Raw genomic sequence first — 18,450 nt, 5'->3', positions numbered from 1 at the left:
GTAGTCTACCTACCGCACGGTAGGCAGAAAACGACGATGTGGAGGCGGGACCGTCAGCGGCGGCCCGCGTGTGCTGTCTACGAGCCTGATCCCACCCGAGTTCTTCGCGCTAGGAGCACCCTCGTGTCCGTATACCTGTACCGATGGGGAAAGTTCGCTTTCCGCCGTAAATGGATCGTGTTGCCGGTCTGGCTACTGTTGTTCGTGCTGCTCGGCTCCGTCGGCTTCTCTCTCAGCAAGCCGATGAGCAACGACTTCAGCATGCCCGAGCTGCCCTCGGCCCGCGCCAACGAGATCCTCGACAAGCACTTCCCCGGCATGTCCGAACAGTTCGAGTTCGACGCCGTGGCGGGCACCTACGTGATCGGCGCCCCCGAAGGCCAGAAGCTCACCGATCCGGCCAATCGCGCCGCGATCGACGCGTTCATCGCCAAGCTCGACGGTCTCGACATCGTCGATCACGACAAGCCGCTGACCAGCCCGGTGGAGATGACCGACGCGATGGGTTGCCTCGAGGCCCCTGACCCGTCGACCTGCTCCGGTGCCCCGCTCAACGTGCTGAACGAGACCGCGCCCGACACCGTCGGCGTGCTCACCGTGCCGTTCACCATCCCCAATGTCACCGATGTGACCGACGCCGATCGTGACGCCGCCTTCGACGTCGGCGCCGAAGCCCGCAACGCGGGCCTGACCGTCGAGCTCAGCGGCTCGATCGCGATGAAGCAGGAACAGCCGAGCGGCAAGTCCGAGATCATCGGCATGGGTGTCGCGCTGATCGTGATGGTCGTGGCCTTCGGCGCCCTCGTCGCCGCGGTCGTGCCCATCGTCACCGCCATCGTCGGCCTCGGCGCGGCGACCTCGCTGATTCTGCTCGGCACCTCGGTGATCGAAGTCCCCGCCTTCACCACCTTCCTCGCCTCGATGATCGGCATCGCGCTCTCGATCGACTACGCGCTGTTCATCGTCTCCCGGTACAAACACGAACTCGCCGTGCAGGACTCGCCCGAGGAAGCCGCGGGCACCGCGCTCGGCACCGCCGGTTCGGCCGTGGTGTTCGCCGGTCTGACCGTCATCATCGCGCTCGGCGCGCTCGGCATCGTCGGCGTGGAGTTCTTGACCTTCATGGGTCTCGGTGGCGCCATCGCGGCCGGGTTCGCCGTGCTCACCGCCGTCACCCTGATGCCCGCCCTGATGGGCGCCTTCGGCAAGTCGCTGTTCAAGCCGAAGTTGCCGCTGGTCGCCCAGCACGACCCCGAGGACGACAACTCGGTCACCCTCGGTCAGCGTTTCGGCCGCCTGATCGGCAAGGGCCCGTGGATCGCGCTGGTCATCGCCATCGGCGCGCTCGCCGCGCTCGCCGCCCCGGCGATCAATCTGAACCTCGGTCTGCCGGGTGAAGACAGCATGCCGACCACCTCGACCATCCGTAAGGCCTACGACCTGCGCACCGAGGGCTTCGGTGAGGGCAGCAACGGCGTGCTCATGGTCGCGGCCGACCTCAGCGGAGTGCCCGAGGGCGAGCGCGAAGCCGCCGTCGGCGCGCTGCGCGACAAGCTCGAGTCCTACGACGGCATGGACTACGTCACCGAGCCGCAGTGGAGCGAGAACAAGCAGGGCGTCATGCTCAACGGCGTCCCGAAGTCCGGCCCGAACAACCAGGACACCAAAGACCTGGTCGCGGAAGCGCGCGGCGCCGAAGACGAACTGAACGCGCAGTACGGCATGCAGTACGGCATCACCGGCACCACCGCCATCTACGCCGATGTCGACCACGTGCTGCTGAGCAAGATCCTGCCGTACCTGGCGATCGTGGCCGGTGCCGCGTTCATCCTGCTGATCCTGGTGTTCCGCTCGATCCTGGTCCCGCTCACCGCCGCGCTCGGCTTCCTGCTCTCCATGGCCGCGACCTTCGGCGCGACCGTGCTGATCTTCCAGGAGGGCGCGTTCGGTCTGATCGAGGATCCGCAACCGCTGGTCAGCTTCATGCCGATCATGTTGATCGGCTTGGTGTTCGGTCTCGCCATGGACTACCAGGTGTTTTTGGTGACCCGCATGCGCGAGGAATTCGTGCAGGGCAAGTCGCCCAAGGAAGCGATGGTGGCCGGTTACCACCATGGTGCCCGCGTGGTCACCGCGGCGGCGATCATCATGATCTCGGTGTTCGGTTCGTTCATCATGGAATCCGATGTCACCGCGAAGTCGTTCGGTTTCGCACTGGCCGTCGGTGTCGCGATCGACGCGTTCATCGTCCGCATGGTGATCGTGCCCGCCCTGCTGGTGATCATGGGCAAGTGGTCGTGGTGGATGCCGAAGTGGCTCGACCGCATCCTGCCCGACATCGACGTCGAGGGCGCCAAGCTCGAGCAGCTGCGCGCCGAGAAGGTCGATATCGAGAAGCAGCCGGTTCCGGTCGGCTGACCTGCGTCGACGCCAACGACCCCGCAATCCGTCACCGGATTGCGGGGTCGTGTTGTTTCGCCACTGGCGTGAGCGGGTGCTTGATATCGCACCGACCGGGCAGCAGACTCGGGGCTAGCTCGACCGGCTCCACCTCCCGATCCGCGCTCTGCACCGATCACCGCGAGGAGAATTCCGTGTCCGTCTATCTGTACCGGTGGGGCAAGCTGGCCTTTCGCCGCAAATGGATCGTGCTACCCGCCTGGTTGCTGTTGTTCTTGCTGCTCGGCGGTCTCGGCGCCCAGCTGCAGAAGCCGATGACCGACGACTTCAGCATGCCGAACCTGCCGTCGGAACGGGCCACCGAGATCCTCGACGAACATTTCCCCGGCATGTCGGAGGCCTTCGCCTTCGACGCTGTCACCGGCACCTATGTCATCGGGGCACCCGCCGGGCAGAAGCTCACCGATCCGGCCAACCGGGCAGCGATCACCGGGATCATCGAGCGGCTCGACGGGCTCGACATCGTCGACCACTCCGAACCGATCATCGATCCGATCACCGCCACCGAGGAAATGGGTTGTCTCACCGAGCAACCCGATCCCTCGACGTGCAGCGGCGCGCCGCTGAACGTGCTCAACACCGAGGCGCCCGAGACCGTCGCCTTCTTCAGCGTCCCGTTCACCATCACCGATTTCGCCGACATCACCGCCGAGGATCGCGAAGCCGCCTACGCCGTGGGCGAGGCCGCGCGCGAAGGTGGGCTGACCGTGGAGATCAGCGGCACCATCGCGATGGAACAGGAGATGCCCAGCGGCAAGTCCGAGCTGATCGGTATGGCCGTCGCCCTGGTGGTGATGGTCGTGGCGTTCGGCGCGATCGTGGCCGCGTTCGTCCCGATCATCACCGCGATCGTCGGCCTCGGCGCGGCGACCTCACTGATCTTCCTGTCCACCTCGGCGCTCTCGGTGCCCAGCTTCACCACGTTCCTCGCCTCGATGATCGGCATCGCGCTCTCGATCGACTACGCGCTGTTCATCGTCTCCCGGTACAAACACGAACTCGCCGTGCAGGACTCGGCCGAGGAAGCCGCGGGCACCGCGCTGGGTACGGCGGGCTCGGCGGTCGTCTTCGCCGGACTCACCGTCATCATCGCGCTGGTCGGCCTGAGCATCGTCGGGGTCAGATTCCTGACGTTCATGGGTCTGGGTGGCGCCGTCGCGGCCGCGTTCGCCGTGCTCACCGCCATCACGCTGATGCCGGCACTGCTCGGCGCGTTCGGAAAGTCACTGTTCAGACCGAAGCTGCCGGTGATCGCCCAGCACGATCCCGAAGACGACAGCATCGTCACCAACGGCACCCGCGTCGCGCGGGTGATCGCCAAGGCGCCCGCGATCACCATGGTGCTGGCCATCGTGGTGCTCGGTCTGCTCGCCGCACCCGCGCTCAACCTGAATCTCGGTCTGCCCGGCGAGGACAGCATGCCCAAGACGAGCACCGTCCGTCAGGCCTACGACCTGCGCACCGAGGGCTTCGGCGAGGGCAGCAACGGCGTGCTGCAGGTGGCCGTCGACCTCAGTGACACCCCCGCCGACCAGCGTCCGGAGGCGTTGGACGCCTTGCGCGCCCAACTCGCCTCCTACCCCGACATGGATCTGGTCACCGAGCCGCAGATGAGCGAAGACGGGGCGGGCGCGCTGCTCAACGGAATCCCCAAGTCCGGTCCCAACGCACAGTCCACCAAGGATCTCGTACAGTCGGCGCGCGATGCCGAAGCGGCGTTGAACGAGCAGTACAACATGTCCTACGGCATCACCGGCACCACCGCCATCTACGCCGACATCGACCACGTGCTGCTGAGCAAGATCGTCCCCTACATGGCGATCGTGGCCGGTGCCGCGTTCATCCTGCTGATCCTGGTGTTCCGCTCGATCCTGGTCCCGCTCACCGCCGCGCTCGGCTTCCTGCTGTCGATGGCGGCGACCTTCGGCGCGACGGTGCTGATCTTCCAGGAGGGCAAGCTCGGCCTGATCGAGGACCCACATCCCCTCGTCAGTTTCCTCCCGATCATGTTGATCGGCTTGGTGTTCGGCCTCGCCATGGACTACCAGGTGTTCCTGGTGACCCGGATGCGCGAGGAATTCGTGCACGGCGCGACGCCCACCGAGGCCGTGGTGAAGGGCTATCACCACGGTGCGCGCGTGGTGACCTGCGCGGCGATCATCATGATCTCGGTGTTCGGCTCGTTCCTGCTCGAAACCGATGTCACCGCGAAGTCGATGGGCTTCGCGCTCGCCGCCGGTGTGGCGCTGGACGCCTTCGTCGTGCGGATGGTGCTGATCCCGGCACTGCTCGTCCTGCTCGGCAAGTGGGCCTGGTGGATGCCCCAGTGGCTGGACAAGATCGTGCCCGACATCGATGTGGAGGGCGCTCGGCTACGGGAGCTGCAACCGCAGAAGACACCCGTCGACACGAATCCCTGACACCGACCTGCGGAAGGGGCCGTCCGACCGGATGGCCCCTTCTTCGCGTTCGAGGCGTGCAACCGCCCGCGCGCCTACTGACTCGGCTGCGGAACCTGACACTGGGTGACCCGCGGATTGAGACCCACATAGTTGGCCGGCCCCGCCGCCGCCGTCACCGCGATGGTCGCCCAATCCGCGCATTCCCGGGGCAATTGCGCGAAGTACTGCCGCTGCCCGGCCGCGAGCAGCCCGACGGCCACCCATCCGAGCACGACAAGAACCAGAAGCTTCCCCCCGAGCCCGATCCCGGACTTCGCGGGTGGCGGCTGTCGCCCGCGCATAAGACATCGTTCCTTCCCGGATTTCGGTACTCCCAGTCTATTACGTCCGGCCCCGCGGCCAGTGCCGTCCCGAGTGAACACCCGACAAAATGGCACCCTCACCTGGATTGATCACGCCGCCGACAAGTACCGCGACGCCTCTACCCTGGATGATCTTGTGGCACTTGGGCACACGGTCGCGCGCCGTTCGGGCGAGGCTGCCTGGCACGGGCCGGTGGTCGGTTGCCGTGACGGATCGCGTTGGCGGCGTGGATGCCGAGGGCGAATTCCTTCAAGTACTTCACCATGACTTCATCGTCCGAGCTTCGCGAGCTCGGAAGAAGTGGCGTAGGTGACGACTATCGCTAAGATTCAGACATGGCTTCGACAGTGTCGGTTCTGGCGTACGACGGGATGACCTCGTTCGAGACGGGCATCGTCATCGAGGTGTTCGGTCTGGTCTGGCCTGACATCGATCAGCCCTGGTACGAGCTGACCGTGTGCACCGAGACACCCGAGCCGATCCGGGTGATCGGCGGGGCGACGCTGAGCAGTCCGCACGGGCTGGCCGAGTTCGCCGCCGCGGACACCGTCGTCGTCCCCAGCGTCGCCGATCCGCGGGCCGAGACCTCCCCCGCGCTGATCGAGGCACTCCAACTGGCCCATCACCGGGGCTCCCGGGTCGTCTCGATCTGCTCCGGCGCGTTCGCCCTGGCCGCCGCGGGCCTGCTCGACGGCCGGCGCGCCACCACCCACTGGCGCTACGCCGACCTGCTGCGCGAGCGCTACCCCGCCATCGAGGTCGACCCCGAACCGCTCTACACCGACGAGGGCGACATCCTCACCAGCGCGGGCTGCGCCGCCGGCCTGGACCTCGCGCTGCACCTGGTCCGCAAGGACCTCGGTACCGCCGTCGCGAACGCCGTCGCCCGACGCCTGGTCATCCAGCCCCACCGCGCGGGCGGCCAAGCCCAGTACATCGAGTCGCCCATGCCTCCCGAACCACTCGACGCCCCGATCGCCCGCAGCCTCACCTGGGCCATCGAACACCTCGCCGACCCGATCGGCGTCCCCGACCTTGCCGACATCGCAGGCCTGTCCCCACGCACCTACCTACGCCATTTCGTCCGCTCGACCGGCACCACTCCGAGCAAATGGCTGATCGCCCAACGCATCCAAGCCGCCCTGGAAATGCTCGAAACCGGCGACGCCCCCGTCGAAGAAGTAGCCACGGCGGCCGGCTTCGCCACCCCCGTCACCTTCCGCCACCACTTCGCCAAGTCCCTGCGAACCTCCCCCTCCGCCTACCGCAACGCCTTCCGCGCCCGACAGGGCACAGCTCAGGCATCTCCGCACCCGATCTGACCGATGGCGGCCACACCGCCCACCCAACGACGAAGCCCCCACCTGGGCGAACAGGTGAGGGCTTCTTGGCGGTGGCGGAGGGATTTGAACCCTCGGACGGGGGTTACCCGTCACACGCTTTCGAGGCGTGCTCCTTAGGCCGCTCGGACACGCCACCGCCGCCTACGATACCGGAGGGGGTCCAGGATCGTTAAATCGGCTGGTCAGCGCTGGGTTCGGAAGAAACTGTCGAGGAGGGCGGCGCAGTCGCGCTCGAGGATTCCGCCGCGGACTTCAGGGCGGTGGTTGAGGCGGCGGTCGCGCACGACGTCCCAGAGCGAGCCGACGGCGCCGGTCTTGGGTTCCCAGGCCCCGAAGACCACCTTCCCGACGCGGGCCGCGACCAGCGCGCCCGCGCACATCGTGCAGGGTTCGAGGGTGACGGCGAGGGTCGCGCCTTCGAGCCGCCAGCCGTCACCGTGCACGGCGGCGGCGCGGCGCAGGGCCAGGATCTCGGCGTGCGCGGTGGGGTCGCCGAGTGCTTCCCGCGCGTTCGCGGCGCGGGCGAGCTCGCGACCCCCGGCGTCGAAGACGACGGCGCCGACCGGCACATCGCGCGGGTCGGCGGCGGCGGCCGCCGCGATCGCGGCGCGCACCATGTCGTGATCGGACACGGTGTGGTCGGTCACCTGGGCAGTTTGTCCAGCACCGCCGCGAATTCGTCGGCGAAACCGAGCCGCTGGGCGATCATGCCGAGCTGCTCGTCGGGGTAGAGGTCGGTCTCGGCGAGGATCACGCTGAGGACCGGTTCGGGGAGGCCGAGGTCGGCGAGGACGCCGAGGTCGCCCTCTTCCCACGGTTCGACGTCGTCGAGTTCGTCGGGATCGATGTCGGGGATCTCGACGTTGAGCGCGTCGAGGACATCGGCGGCGATGTCGTAGTCGATCGCCGCGGTCGCGTCGGAGACGAGCAGGCGGGTGCCGCTGGGCGCGGGGCGCAACACGATGAAGAACTCGTCATCGACGTCGAGCAGCCCGAACACCGCGCCTGAACTGCGCAATGCCTTCAGCTCGGTCTCGGCGACCGACAGATCGACGAGCGCGTCGTTGCTGAGGGGACTACACCGCCAGGTGCCTTCTTCACGGACCACCGCCACCGCGAACCCTTCGACGTCGAAGTCGTCATCCGACGTCGCCCTGTTCGTGCTCGAGCGCTGTGCTGCCATGGACCAAACGGTAGTCTGTCCCGCCCGCAATGATGAACTCGTGTGCCAATCTGTTCCGGTGACCCTCGACCCACGTGCTGCTGTCTGTGTCCTCGGAACCGGCCTGATCGGCGGCTCACTGCTGCGCGCCGCGGTCGCGGCCGGGTACGAGGCGTTCGGCTACAACCGGTCCGAGTCCGGCATCGAAGCGGCGCGTCGTGACGGATTCGATGTCTCGGGCGAGTTGTCCGCGGTGCTGCGACGGGCCGCGGCGGCCGACGCGCTGCTGGTGCTCGCGGTGCCGATGCCTGCCGTCGGGCGCCTCCTGGCCGAGATCGCCGTCCACGCGCCGTGGTGCCCGCTGACCGATGTGGTCAGCATCAAGGTGCCAGTCGCCGACGCAGTGCGCGAACAGGGCTTGCAGGCCGGCTATGTCGGCGGGCATCCGATGACAGGCACCTCCGAGTCCGGCTGGGCGGCAACCGATCCCGAGTTGTTCCGCGATGCGGTGTGGGCGGTCGGGGTGGACGAGGGCACGCGGGTCGAGCCGTGGTTGCGGGTCGTTCGGCTGGCGCTGGACTGCGGGTCGGTGGTCGTTCCGGTGGTCGCCGAGGAACACGATCGGGCCGTCGCACGGATCTCGCATCTGCCCCATGTGCTCGCCGAAGCGCTCGCGGCGGCAGGCGCGGCGGGCGGGGAGTTGGCACTGGGTTTGGCGGCCGGCTCGTTCCGCGACGGCACCCGGGTCGCCGGGACCGCCCCCGACCTGGTGCGCGCGATCTGCGAACCGAACGCCACCGCACTCGAGCGGGTGCTCGACGAAACCATCGACGCGCTGGTCGCCGCCCGCGACGCACTGCGCGCGGACGGCACCCTCGGCGAACTTGTCGAGGCGGGTTACCGCGGGCGCACCGCCTACGAGGGCCGCAGCCAGTGGGACATCACCGGCATCGCCCCTGGCGTCGGCGATTGGCTCGCAGACCTGCATCGAGCCGGTCAGCAGGGTGGGGTGCTCCGCGCCCTCTGAATCCCCGGTCGACGTCGCGCGTCGTCTTCAGCGCACGGCGAATCCCGCTCCGCGTCAGCAGTTCCGGCGTCACACCCGTTCGGCCAACCCCGGGTAGTCGAGGACGAATCCTTCCGGATCGACCGTCAGCGTGGCGCTGGAGACCGGCGAGAGCACATTGATGCCGTCGGCCGCGCTCGAGTAGGTGAGCTCGGCCTCCTGCACCAGCAGATCCGGCAGGCGCACGTAGACGACGGGGACCTGCACGTCACCGACTGCGTTCTGCAGACAGAACCGGCGGATCGGCAACGTGTTGAAGAACGGACTGAGCACCACGTCGACATCGAGCGCGCCGGCGAAGGTGGAGCGCACGTGCGTGCCGCCCGCGTCGACGAGCCAGTAGTTCTCCTCGTCGCGAGAGATCGAGGCATGGCGTTCACCGGCGGCGGTGGTGGTACGCAGCGACAATCGCCGCGTCGCGCCCGCCTCGTCGGTGACCAGGTCGTAGGAGGCGCTGAACGCCGGGTGTTCCTCGCCCGCGCTGCCGATCATCCGGCCCGCCGCCCTGATCCGGTTGCCGTTCACCGTGACGCGCACCGATTCCATGCGGGTGTTGTCGTGGGCACGCCAGGTGAGTACCGACGGCCACCGGGACGGTGGTCGGTTCTCGGTGGGGCCTGCGGCCGGGCCCGGGGCTGGGGTCGTCACCTCTCTACGGTAAGCGACACCAGCCCCACCGCTGTACAACACGGGGCCATCAGACCAGCGAATCCCGCCACGCGGCGTGCAGCCCGGCGAAGCGGCCCTGCCCGGCGATCAACTCCCGCGGTGCCCCGTCCTCGACGATCCGGCCGCCGTCGAGCACCAGCACCCGGTCGGCGATGGCGACGGTGGACAGCCGGTGCGCGATGATCACCGCGGTCCGGTCGCGCAGCAGCGTCTCCAGCGCGTGCTGGACCTGCCGCTCGCCCGGGATGTCGAGGCTGGAGGTGGCCTCGTCCAGCACGATGACCGCCGGATCGGCCAGGAACACCCGAGCGAAGGCCACCAGCTGACGCTGCCCCGCCGAGAGCCTGCCGCCACGGGTGCGCACGTCGGTGGCGTACCCGTCGGGCAGTTGGTCGACGAACACGTCGAGTCCCACCGCCCGCGCGGCGGCGGCGACCTCGGCGTCGGTCGCGTCGGGCCTGCCGAGCCGGATGTTGTCGGCGATGGTGCCGGAGAACAGATAGGCCTCCTGGGTCACCATCACGACGTGCCTGCGTAGTTCGGCGTCGACCAGGCGGCGCAGATCCACCCCGTCCAAGGTGATCGTGCCGCCGCTCGGGTCGTAGAACCGGGTGAGCAGTTTGGCCAGCGTCGATTTGCCCGCACCGGTGGCGCCGACGAGGGCCACTACCTGACCGGCCGGGATGTCCAGGTCGAACTCGGGCAGCACGCAGATGTCGTGGTAGCCGAACCAGACCTGGTCCATCCGCACCGCGCCGGTGGCCTTCTCGAGGCTGCGCGGGTCCGCGGGCTCGGCGACCGACGGCTCCTCCTCCAGCACACCGGAGATCTTCTCCAGGGCGGCCGCGGCGGACTGGTAGGAGTTGAACACCTGGGCCAATTCGTCGAGCGGGCCGTAGAACTGGTCGAGGTAGAGCAGGTAGGCGGCCAGCACACCGATCGCCAGATTGCCCTCCATCACCTGCCAGGCGCCGACCAGCAGCACGATCACCGTGGTCAGCTTGCCGATGAAGTTGGACAGGCCGACGTAGTCGCCGATGCCGCGGATGGCCGTGGTCGTCGCCCGCTGGTACTCGGCGTCCTCGGTGCCGAGTACCTCCTGGTTGCGCGCTTCGCGGCGGAACGCCTGCACCGCGCGCATCCCGCTCATCGCCTCGACGAACTGCACGACGACCCGGGCGATCGCGCCGCGGGTGCGCCGGTAGCCCGCCCGCTGGCGCCGCTGCGCCCACCGGGTGACCAGCACCAGCGGCACGAATCCGAGCAGCACGATCGAGGCCAGCATCGGGTCGAGCCAGACCAGCAGGATCGCGATGGTGACCACCGACAGGATCGCGCCGAAGGCCTCGTTCAGCGCACCTTCGAGCAGTTCCTGCAGTGCCTCGATATCGCTGGTGAGCCGGGTGACGACCTTGCCCGAGGTGTACTTCTCGTGGAACGCCACGCTCAGCTTCTGCGTGTGCTGGAACGCGCGCACCCGCAGATCGAACAGCACCCGCTGACTCAGCGACCCGGAGGCCCGCAGGAAGCAGAAGGTGGTGACACCGGAGCACACGGTCACCGCGACGAAGCCGACGACCGTGTGCACCATCGGCGCCCAATTGCCCTGTCGGCCCTGACTGATGCCGTGATCGAGGCCGTAGGCCACGAACAGCGGCAGCGACACCTTGGCCGCGTTGTCGAGCAGGATCAACACGAAGGTGAGCACCGCCTGCTTGCGGTAGGGCCGCACCAGATCGAGCAACAGACGTCGAGATCGCCCGGCCAACACCAGGTTTCCGGTGCCGGTGACGGTGTCGTCCTCCTTGGCGATACCGCGCCAATCGGCAGCCAGATCGGATTCCTCCTGCAGCACAGTGGTTTCCGGCGTTTTCGTGCTCGTGGTCATGCTTCACCTCCCATCAGTTCGCGGTAGCGGCTGTCGCTGCGCAGCAATCTCTCGTGCGTGCCCTCGGCGACGATCCGGCCGTCGGCGAGCAGCGCGACACGATCGGCCAGCGCCGCGGTGGACGGCCGGTGCGCGACCAGCAGCGTGGTGGCGTCGGCGAGAACAGTGCGCAACCGATCCTGCACGCGCTCTTCGGTGTCCACGTCCAGCGCCGAGAGCGGGTCGTCGAGCACCATGATCCGGCCACGTTCGGCGGCGGTGTCGCTGATGAGCACCGCCCTGGCCAGCGCGAGCCGCTGGCGCTGCCCGCCGGACAGACTCATGCCCTGCTCACCGATCCTGGTGTCCAGTCCCCAGGGCAGCGCGTCGACGAACTCGGTGGCCTGGGCGATGTCGAGTGCCTGGCGCACATCGGCGTCGGTGGCGCGCGGATCGCCCAGTGCCACGTTCTCGCGCACACTGGCCGAGAACAGCACCGGCTCTTCGAAAGCCACCGTCACCACCCGGCGCAGATCGGCCAGGCGCAGGGTGGCGATGTCGATGCCGTCGATGGTGATGGTGCCCGCGTCGACGTCGTAGAGCCGTGGGATCAGCTCCAGCAACGCGGTCTTGCCGCTGCCGGTGGCGCCGACCAGCGCGACCGTCTCCCCGGGGCGGATCCGCAGCGAGACATTCTCGAGCACAACGTGTTCCGGGCCGTGGTCGGCGCGCGGGTAGCCGAAGCGGACCCCGTCGATGACCAGTTCGCCGCGTAATCCGGCGGGCAGTTGCTCCGGCCGCGACGGGTCGGCGATGTCGAGCGGGGCGTCGATGATCTCCCAGAACCGGTCGGCGGCGGTACGCGCTTCGAACAGTTCCGACAGCAGGAAACCGGTCCAGATGATCGGCCACTGGAGGAACGTGGCCAGCGTGATGGTCGCGACCATCGTGCCCAGCGTCATCGTGCCCTGGACGACCGCGTAGCCGCCGACGCCGAGCGATATCGCGATCGCGACCGTCGGCAGCATCACCATGGCCGCCCACAGGGTCGCGTCGAGGCGCACCTTCTCCAGTTCGGTGCGTTGCAGTTCGCGCGAAAGCGCGGTGAAACGCGCGCCGAAGAATCGGCCGCGACCGAGCGCCTTGAGCACCCGCACACCCTGCGCGGATTCCTGCGCGATGGTCGCCAGATCGCCGGACTGGTCCTGCGAACGCCGCGAGGCCACCTCGAACCGGCGCACGAATCGCACGCAGAACAGCGTCAGCGGCAGCGAGAGCACCGTGAAGATCAGCCCCACCTGCCAGTTCATCGCGAACAGCGCGAACAGGCCGACCGGAAGAACCACGCTGTGCACGACGAGGAACGGTCCGGCGAAGGCCACGAACCGCCGGAGCACCGCGAGGTCGTCGATCGCGCGCGAGAGCAGCTGACCGGACTGCCAGCCGTCGTGCCGTCCGATCGACAGTGCCTGCAGCTGGGTGAAGAGCTTGGCCCGCATCTCGATCTCGAACAACGTCGATGGCTTGGACACCAGCCACCGTCTGCCCCACATACCGAACGATTCGAGCGAGCCGAGCAGCAGGATCAGCGCAACCGGCCCGAGCAGGCCGACGAAGTCGCGGTGCGCGATCGGCCCGTCCACCACGCTCGCGATCACCAGCGGAATGGCGATCGCGGTGCCGGTGGCGAGAATCGCGAGCACATTGGCCGCGATCAGCGGCACCCGATGCTTGCGCAGGTAGGGCAGAAACCGCCGCAGCGACCGCATTCCCCCGGTCGACTTCGGTGCGAGCGGACCCGATCTGTCGGCCTCCGTATCGGCGGCCACCAGATCTGACGTGACAGACAAAACTCCCCCTTGATGCCCGATGGATGGTGGGTTTCCGGAACGGACGCCCAGTGATGTTCGCACCGGGGTCCGACAAGTCGGTTCAACAACAGTGGCACCGCACCCCATCCTCGAGCCACTGATTTTCCGGCCACCCGGAGCGGGCTTCACCCACTCCCACCAGCCACAACCAGTCCCGATCCACCACCCGGCAGAACCCACCGTCAACACCACCCCAGCCCGCGCCAATGCCCGACGATCCGCGCTGTAGGGCCGCTTTGCCCCTCCGAAGACAACCCGCGCCCCCGTCCCGGGCAACCGCCCTCGAGCACGCCCCGGCCCACCGTTCGCCGCCCGATACAATGCGCCGCAGGCGTGAACAGCGGGTCGCTGAACGGCAGACCTCCGAACACAGGAGTTCTTTTGACGCGGATGGTCGGGTTGTTCGCCGGGATCGGCGGACTCGAACTCGGCCTCGGCAGGAATGGTTGGTCGTCCGAGCTGCTGTGCGAGATCGACCCCGGCGCACAGGGCGTGCTCGCCGCCCACTTCCCCGATACCCCGCTGCACGGCGACATCACCCGCCTGCGCTCCCTCCCCGCCGGCACCGAACTCGTCGCCGCCGGATTCCCTTGCCAGGATCTGTCGCAGGCCGGACGGACCGCGGGAATCACCGGTCGCCGTTCGGGTCTGGTGGACGAGGTGTTCCGCCTGGTCCGTAGGCAACGCGGTCCACGCTGGTTGTTGATCGAGAACGTCCCGTTCATGCTCCAACTCGGCCGTGGTGCGGCCATGCGTCACATCACCACCGCGCTGGAGGAACTCGGGTACATGTGGGCGTACCGGGTCGTCGACGGCCGCGCGTTCGGATTGCCGCAGCGGCGTCAGCGCGTGCTGATGCTGGCCTCGCGCACCGAGGACCCCCGTCCGGTCCTGTTCGGCGACGACGCGGGCCCGCGCGATTACGGTGACCCCGACCGCGATCCGTGCGGCTTCTACTGGACCGAGGGCGTGCGCGGGCTCGGCTGGGCGGTGAACGCGGTGCCGACCCTCAAAGGAGGTTCGGGTCTCGGGATCGCCAGTCCGCCCGCGGTCCGATTGCCCGCGGGCGAGATCGTCACCCCGGGCATCGTCGACGGCGAGCGATTACAGGGGTTCGACGCCGAGTGGACCGCGCCAGCCCTCGACGTGCCCGGCGTGCGGCACGGGCATCGCTGGAAGCTGGTGGGTAACGCGGTGAGTGTGCGGATGGCGAACTGGGTCGGCGAGCGACTGGCCGCCCCGCTCACCGCGCTGACCGAGGGCGAACCGCTGCGCCCCGGCCAGCCGTGGCCGACCGCGGCCTGGGGTCGGGCGGGCGTCGTGCATCGCGTCCCGCTGTCGACCTGGCCGGTCCACGAGCCCTACGAAGACCTGAAGAATTTCCTCACCGAACCCCGGTTGCTCTCGCCCCGCGCCACCGCGGGCTTCCTGCGCCGCACGTCCATGGGAAACCTACGGTTCCCGCCGGGTTTCCTCGACGATGTCCGCGACCACCTCGACCGCATGGGCGGCTGGGCGGCATGAGCGCGCGGCGCGGTGCCGACCGGCCATCGGACGAGACTCCGGCGCCCCGGTCGACCCCGAGCCGTCCCGCACCGATCGACGCCGCGACCAAGGCGCGCATGTCCCAGCAGCGGCGCACCGGCACCGCACCCGAACTGGCGCTGCGGCGCGAACTCCATCGCGCGGGCCTGCGCTATTTCGTCGATCGTCCGCCCATCAAGGGGCAGCGTCGCCGCGCGGATGTGGTGTTTCCCCGCCAGCGGGTCGCCGTCTACGTCGACGGCTGTTTCTGGCATCGCTGCCCGGAACACGCCACGGATCCGAAGAACAACGCGCAATGGTGGGCCGACAAACTGGCTGGCAATGTGGCCCGCGACCGTGCCACCGACGCCACCCTGGCCGCAGCGGGCTGGCGGGTCGTGCGGGTGTGGGAACACGAGGACCCCCAGGCCGCCGCTGAACAGATCGTCGCCCTGATTCGCCGGAATCAGGGCTCGACCGGCTGATATCGGCGATCAGCGCCGACGCGGGTCGCTGTGCACCCGCACCTTGACCAGCGAGCGTGGCGCGTTGGCCGCGATGTAGCTCGACACCGCCATCGCCGAGACCGTGGCGAACCCTGCCAGTGCCATCACGTAGCTCATCTGGACCTCCCGATCGTTTCGGTGTCCAGCCTGCCCGGTGAACCTGACAACAACCTGTGCGCACGCTGACGCAACCACGTGCGAGCGACTCGACGCGCCCGATCCACCGGTGAGGTCGCGGGTCGGCGCCGGGTGGACTGCTCGTCTTCCCGCGCCGTCGGCTGACCACGATCGGCTGGGTCGCCCTCCTGTGTTTCGGTGCCTCGACCATCGCCGACGCACTGTTCCCCCTGCACGACTGCGATCCCGGCGACAGCACGTGCGGCGGTGACAGCGGCCTGTTTCCGCAACTGCATCACCCACACGCGCTGACCAGCACCCTGGCCGCCGCCGCGATCATCGCTGGTTGAATCCTCACACGGCGGTGCTCTTGGCCGCTGGCCTCGATGGCGAAATCCGCACAGTTGTCCACAGGTTCACGGTTGTCCACAGGCCGGTATCAGGACCGGTTGAATGCCGATGCGCGCGGACCCGGGCAACTACGCTCGACCCCGTGACCAGCGAAACGGCTACTCCCACCGACCTGCTCACCCAGGTCGCCGCCTCCACCGCACGCCTCGACACCGCGATCGGGACGCTCACCGACGCGGCGCTGGCCGAGCCGTCCCAATTACCCGGCTGGACGCGCGGCCATGTCCTCGCCCATCTGTCCCGCAATGCCGACAGCCTGCTGAACCTGCTGCTCTGGGCGCGCACCGGCATCGAGATCCCGCAGTACCCCAGCGGCGCCGTGCGCGATGCCGACATCGTCGCGGGCGCACCCCGCTCGCTGGAGGTGCAGCACGACGATTTCACCGCCTCGGCGCACCGCTGGCAGGCGGTCGCCACCACGATGCCCGCCGCCGACTGGCACGCGGTGGTGCGCAACCGCCAGGGTGGCGAGCTGACCGCCGACCAGATCCCGTGGATGCGACTGCGCGAGACCGAGATCCACCACGTCGACCTCGACGTCGGCTACACCCCCGCCGACTGGCCCGCCGCCTTCGTCGCCCGCCTGCTCCCCGAAGCCGTCATCGACCTGTCCGCCAAGGTGCTCCCCGCAGCCACCCCCACCTTCGACATCCAGTCCACCGATACCGATTTCATCGCCACCGTAGGCCCTGGCCGCCCCCACCACACCGTCCTCGGCCCAGCCTCCGCCCTGCTGGCCTGGTTACTCGGCCGCAGCTCGGGCAGCGACCTCACCGGGCCGCTGCCGCCACTGCCCGCCTGGAAATAGCGATCCGGCCAACAGCCGCCGCCAAGAATTCCACAACCGCCACCGCCGATCATCAAGTGCATGAAATCTCTTGCCACACTTGGTTTCAAGCTCGCCTCGGTCGTAGCCCTGGCAGGGATCGGAGCCACCGTCACCACTGCCCCCGCATCGGCCGAATCAACCCTCTACGCGTCGATCGCCATCTCGCGCCAGACCGGCGTAACCGCCGCGGCATGGAACTACCCGACCCAACGTGCCGCTGAAAAGGCCGCGAAAAAGGCCTGCAAGAAAAGCGACTGCAGACCGTATGTCACCGCCGCCAGCGGCTACTGCGCCGCCGTCGCCCGCGCGACCAACAAGAACTGGTCGTGGGCCAGGGCCACTACCCGAGGCGTAGCCGCGGCGAACGCCGTCGGCGTCAACTCGGGCCCACAACCTCGCGTCGTCAACTCCGTGTGCCAGAACGCCGCCCTCGGCGTCGGCGCCCTCGAATCCTTCGCGCCCGAACAACCCACCGAGTGAGGAACATTGGTGGCGCCCCACCGATGTCATCGATGTCGGCCTCATCGAAGGACGCGGGTGGGCGGTCGTCGAAGCCAATTGCGCATTCGGAGCGGGCATGTACGGATGCGACCCAGTGCGCGTTCTCGAGGTACTCGCCCGTGCCTGTGTGCCCCGCCACGAGCTCCTCGGGTCCGACGCCACCTGGGCGTTGCCACCGGTCCGGCTCGCATATCCCGGAAAGTGTGGGTTCGTTTGCAAGGGGAAAGTAGGTGATCCTGCCCGGATCACCCGGAAACGAAACTCGCCTCCTACCGGTTTGCACTGGTAGGAGGCGAATTGTTGTGCGCCCGAAGGGATTCGAACCCCTAACCTCTTGATCCGTAGTCAAGTGCTCTATCCGTTGAGCTACGGGCGCATGGTCTTCAGTTGTTACCCGGCGAACCGGGGTGTGGCGGAGGCGAGAGGATTTGAACCTCCGGTCCCCGTGAAGGGACAACTCATTAGCAGTGAGTCCCATTCGGCCGCTCTGGCACGCCTCCTGGAGCCTTCTCTTCGAGGGCACCGGTCCTTGTCGAACCGCCGGGAATGAAGATTACACGAGCAGTCATGGTAGTCCAAAACGCCTGGTCAATCAGCGTAAGTTGCTGTCGAACCAGTCGTAGATGCGGGTCTGTGAATCGATCTGGATCGCGGCGGCAGCATCGTCGTCGGGATCGGGGCGATCGACGCGGTGGCCGAGGCCGGAGTAGCTGATGGTGAGACTGGCCACATTCGCGCGAGCGGTCGCGTCGCGGAGACGGTCGACGGCCTCGGGCGGGGTGGCCGGGTCGTCGGCGCCGAACAGGCCGAGCCAGGGCGCCTGGAGATCGGCGGCGACATCGACCAAGGCGGTGTCCTGATCCGGCAGCGGCTCGAGGATGCCTGGCGCGGCCACGCTCACCGCGGCGCCGATCGGTCGATTGGTGGCGACGAGGAAAGCGGCGGTGCCCGCGGTGTCGAAGCCGAGGACGCCGATGGTGTCGGGGAAGACCCCGCGGCGGGTGAGCCAGTCGAAGCCCGCGTCGAAATCGTCGAAGAGTTCCTCGCCGAACACCTCGCGCACTCCATCGTCGGTGCTGCGGTCGAACAGGTGCGGGGCGATGACGATCCAGCCCTCGAACGCCAGCGACTTCATCAACTCGCGCAGCTGGGGCGAGAATTCCCTGGATTCGTGCAGGACGACGATGCCACCGCGGGCAATGCGCTCGGGCTCGACGACGGTGATGGGCACACCGGTGCGGCTCGCGGATCCGATCGTGTCCACGCCGCGCGCCTCGGCGGTGGGCTCCACCGGCCGGAGTGGGGCGACATCGTCATAAGTGCCCGGCATAAACCCAGCGTAGGCGCCGGAACTGGACT

18 protein-coding genes and 3 tRNA genes are annotated in these 18,450 nt (G+C 68.2%); 10 read left to right on the top strand and 11 right to left on the bottom strand.

Annotated features, from left to right (window positions below):
- Window positions 1–123: 123 nt before the first annotated feature.
- Window positions 124–2,418, top strand: a complete 2,295-nt coding sequence (locus tag BOX37_RS01135) for an MMPL family transporter (RefSeq protein WP_071925820.1) — start codon at window positions 124–126, stop codon at window positions 2,416–2,418.
- A 176-nt stretch (window positions 2,419–2,594) separates the two neighbouring features.
- The gene (locus BOX37_RS01130) at window positions 2,595–4,880 is read left to right on the top strand and encodes an MMPL family transporter (protein WP_071925819.1); all 2,286 of its coding nucleotides are present in this window, start codon (window positions 2,595–2,597) and stop codon (window positions 4,878–4,880) included.
- A gap of 74 nt (window positions 4,881–4,954) precedes the next feature.
- Here BOX37_RS01130 and BOX37_RS01125 read toward each other — a convergent pair whose 3' ends face one another.
- Entirely contained in the window at window positions 4,955–5,134 is a 180-nt protein-coding gene (locus BOX37_RS01125) for a hypothetical protein (protein ID WP_338039836.1), read from the bottom strand.
- Window positions 5,135–5,560: 426 nt separating this feature from the next.
- Here BOX37_RS01125 and BOX37_RS01120 point away from each other — a divergent pair, with 426 nt between their 5' ends.
- Entirely contained in the window at window positions 5,561–6,547 is a 987-nt protein-coding gene (locus tag BOX37_RS01120; RefSeq protein ID WP_071925817.1) for a helix-turn-helix domain-containing protein, read from the top strand.
- 66 nt (window positions 6,548–6,613) lie between these two features.
- Here the strand turns inward: BOX37_RS01120 and BOX37_RS01115 are convergent.
- From BOX37_RS01115 to BOX37_RS01105, 3 genes are all read right to left on the bottom strand, one after another.
- Window positions 6,614–6,704 (bottom strand) — tRNA-Ser (locus BOX37_RS01115).
- Window positions 6,705–6,750: 46 nt separating this feature from the next.
- The gene (locus BOX37_RS01110; RefSeq protein ID WP_071931086.1) at window positions 6,751–7,185 is read right to left on the bottom strand and encodes a nucleoside deaminase; all 435 of its coding nucleotides are present in this window, start codon (window positions 7,183–7,185) and stop codon (window positions 6,751–6,753) included.
- Between the two features lie 26 nt (window positions 7,186–7,211).
- Window positions 7,212–7,751, bottom strand: coding sequence for a tRNA adenosine deaminase-associated protein (locus tag BOX37_RS01105; protein WP_071925816.1), 540 nt, complete (start codon window positions 7,749–7,751; stop codon window positions 7,212–7,214).
- Between the two features lie 58 nt (window positions 7,752–7,809).
- On the opposite strand from BOX37_RS01105, the gene BOX37_RS01100 reads away from it, so the two are divergent.
- Window positions 7,810–8,757 carry a prephenate dehydrogenase gene (locus BOX37_RS01100; protein ID WP_240505163.1) on the top strand — a complete coding sequence of 316 codons (948 nt, stop codon included), beginning with the start codon at window positions 7,810–7,812 and terminating at the stop codon, window positions 8,755–8,757.
- 69 nt (window positions 8,758–8,826) lie between these two features.
- Here BOX37_RS01100 and BOX37_RS01095 read toward each other — a convergent pair whose 3' ends face one another.
- Genes BOX37_RS01095 through BOX37_RS01085 form a run of 3 tightly spaced genes read right to left on the bottom strand, consistent with a single transcriptional unit; the run spans window position 8,827 to window position 13,101 of the window.
- Window positions 8,827–9,444: a putative glycolipid-binding domain-containing protein gene (locus BOX37_RS01095; protein ID WP_071925815.1), complete on the bottom strand. Its 618-nt coding sequence runs from the start codon at window positions 9,442–9,444 to the stop codon at window positions 8,827–8,829.
- A gap of 49 nt (window positions 9,445–9,493) precedes the next feature.
- Entirely contained in the window at window positions 9,494–11,353 is a 1,860-nt protein-coding gene (locus BOX37_RS01090) for an ABC transporter ATP-binding protein (RefSeq protein ID WP_084759365.1), read from the bottom strand.
- On the bottom strand, window positions 11,350–13,101 hold the full coding sequence (locus tag BOX37_RS01085) for an ABC transporter ATP-binding protein (protein ID WP_167660025.1): 1,752 nt from the start codon (window positions 13,099–13,101) through the stop codon (window positions 11,350–11,352). Before BOX37_RS01085 ends, BOX37_RS01090 begins: the two co-directional genes overlap by 4 nt.
- A gap of 492 nt (window positions 13,102–13,593) precedes the next feature.
- On the opposite strand from BOX37_RS01085, the gene BOX37_RS01080 reads away from it, so the two are divergent.
- Window positions 13,594–14,727: a DNA cytosine methyltransferase gene (locus BOX37_RS01080; protein WP_071925813.1), complete on the top strand. Its 1,134-nt coding sequence runs from the start codon at window positions 13,594–13,596 to the stop codon at window positions 14,725–14,727.
- Window positions 14,724–15,212 carry a very short patch repair endonuclease gene (locus BOX37_RS01075; RefSeq protein ID WP_276207230.1) on the top strand — a complete coding sequence of 163 codons (489 nt, stop codon included), beginning with the start codon at window positions 14,724–14,726 and terminating at the stop codon, window positions 15,210–15,212. Before BOX37_RS01080 ends, BOX37_RS01075 begins: the two co-directional genes overlap by 4 nt.
- A gap of 9 nt (window positions 15,213–15,221) precedes the next feature.
- Here the strand turns inward: BOX37_RS01075 and BOX37_RS35700 are convergent, their stop codons facing one another.
- Window positions 15,222–15,350 (bottom strand): hypothetical protein, encoded by a 129-nt coding sequence (locus BOX37_RS35700; RefSeq protein WP_276207229.1) that lies wholly within the window; start codon window positions 15,348–15,350, stop codon window positions 15,222–15,224.
- A 137-nt stretch (window positions 15,351–15,487) separates the two neighbouring features.
- On the opposite strand from BOX37_RS35700, the gene BOX37_RS01070 reads away from it, so the two are divergent.
- The 4 genes from BOX37_RS01070 (at window position 15,488) to BOX37_RS36015 (ending at window position 17,380) form a co-directional block, all read left to right on the top strand.
- Entirely contained in the window at window positions 15,488–15,700 is a 213-nt protein-coding gene (locus BOX37_RS01070) for a DUF998 domain-containing protein (protein ID WP_084760531.1), read from the top strand.
- A gap of 143 nt (window positions 15,701–15,843) precedes the next feature.
- Window positions 15,844–16,569 (top strand): maleylpyruvate isomerase family mycothiol-dependent enzyme, encoded by a 726-nt coding sequence (locus BOX37_RS01065; RefSeq protein ID WP_071925812.1) that lies wholly within the window; start codon window positions 15,844–15,846, stop codon window positions 16,567–16,569.
- 60 nt (window positions 16,570–16,629) lie between these two features.
- The gene (locus BOX37_RS01060; protein ID WP_071925811.1) at window positions 16,630–17,070 is read left to right on the top strand and encodes a DUF4189 domain-containing protein; all 441 of its coding nucleotides are present in this window, start codon (window positions 16,630–16,632) and stop codon (window positions 17,068–17,070) included.
- Window positions 17,071–17,098: 28 nt separating this feature from the next.
- Window positions 17,099–17,380, top strand: a complete 282-nt coding sequence (locus tag BOX37_RS36015) for an ATP-grasp domain-containing protein (RefSeq protein ID WP_156910681.1) — start codon at window positions 17,099–17,101, stop codon at window positions 17,378–17,380.
- A gap of 14 nt (window positions 17,381–17,394) precedes the next feature.
- Here BOX37_RS36015 and BOX37_RS01050 read toward each other — a convergent pair.
- From BOX37_RS01050 to BOX37_RS01040, 3 genes are all read right to left on the bottom strand, one after another.
- Window positions 17,395–17,467 (bottom strand) — tRNA-Arg (locus tag BOX37_RS01050).
- Between the two features lie 34 nt (window positions 17,468–17,501).
- Window positions 17,502–17,591: transfer RNA gene (locus BOX37_RS01045), tRNA-Ser, on the bottom strand.
- 92 nt (window positions 17,592–17,683) lie between these two features.
- Window positions 17,684–18,421 (bottom strand): dienelactone hydrolase family protein, encoded by a 738-nt coding sequence (locus BOX37_RS01040; RefSeq protein ID WP_071925810.1) that lies wholly within the window; start codon window positions 18,419–18,421, stop codon window positions 17,684–17,686.
- Between the last annotated feature and the right edge of the window lie 29 nt (window positions 18,422–18,450).

Origin of the sequence: Nocardia mangyaensis (assembly GCF_001886715.1) — a bacterium.
Taxonomy (GTDB): Bacteria; Actinomycetota; Actinomycetes; order Mycobacteriales; family Mycobacteriaceae; genus Nocardia; species Nocardia mangyaensis.
This window is presented reverse-complemented; position numbering and strand designations above follow the sequence as displayed.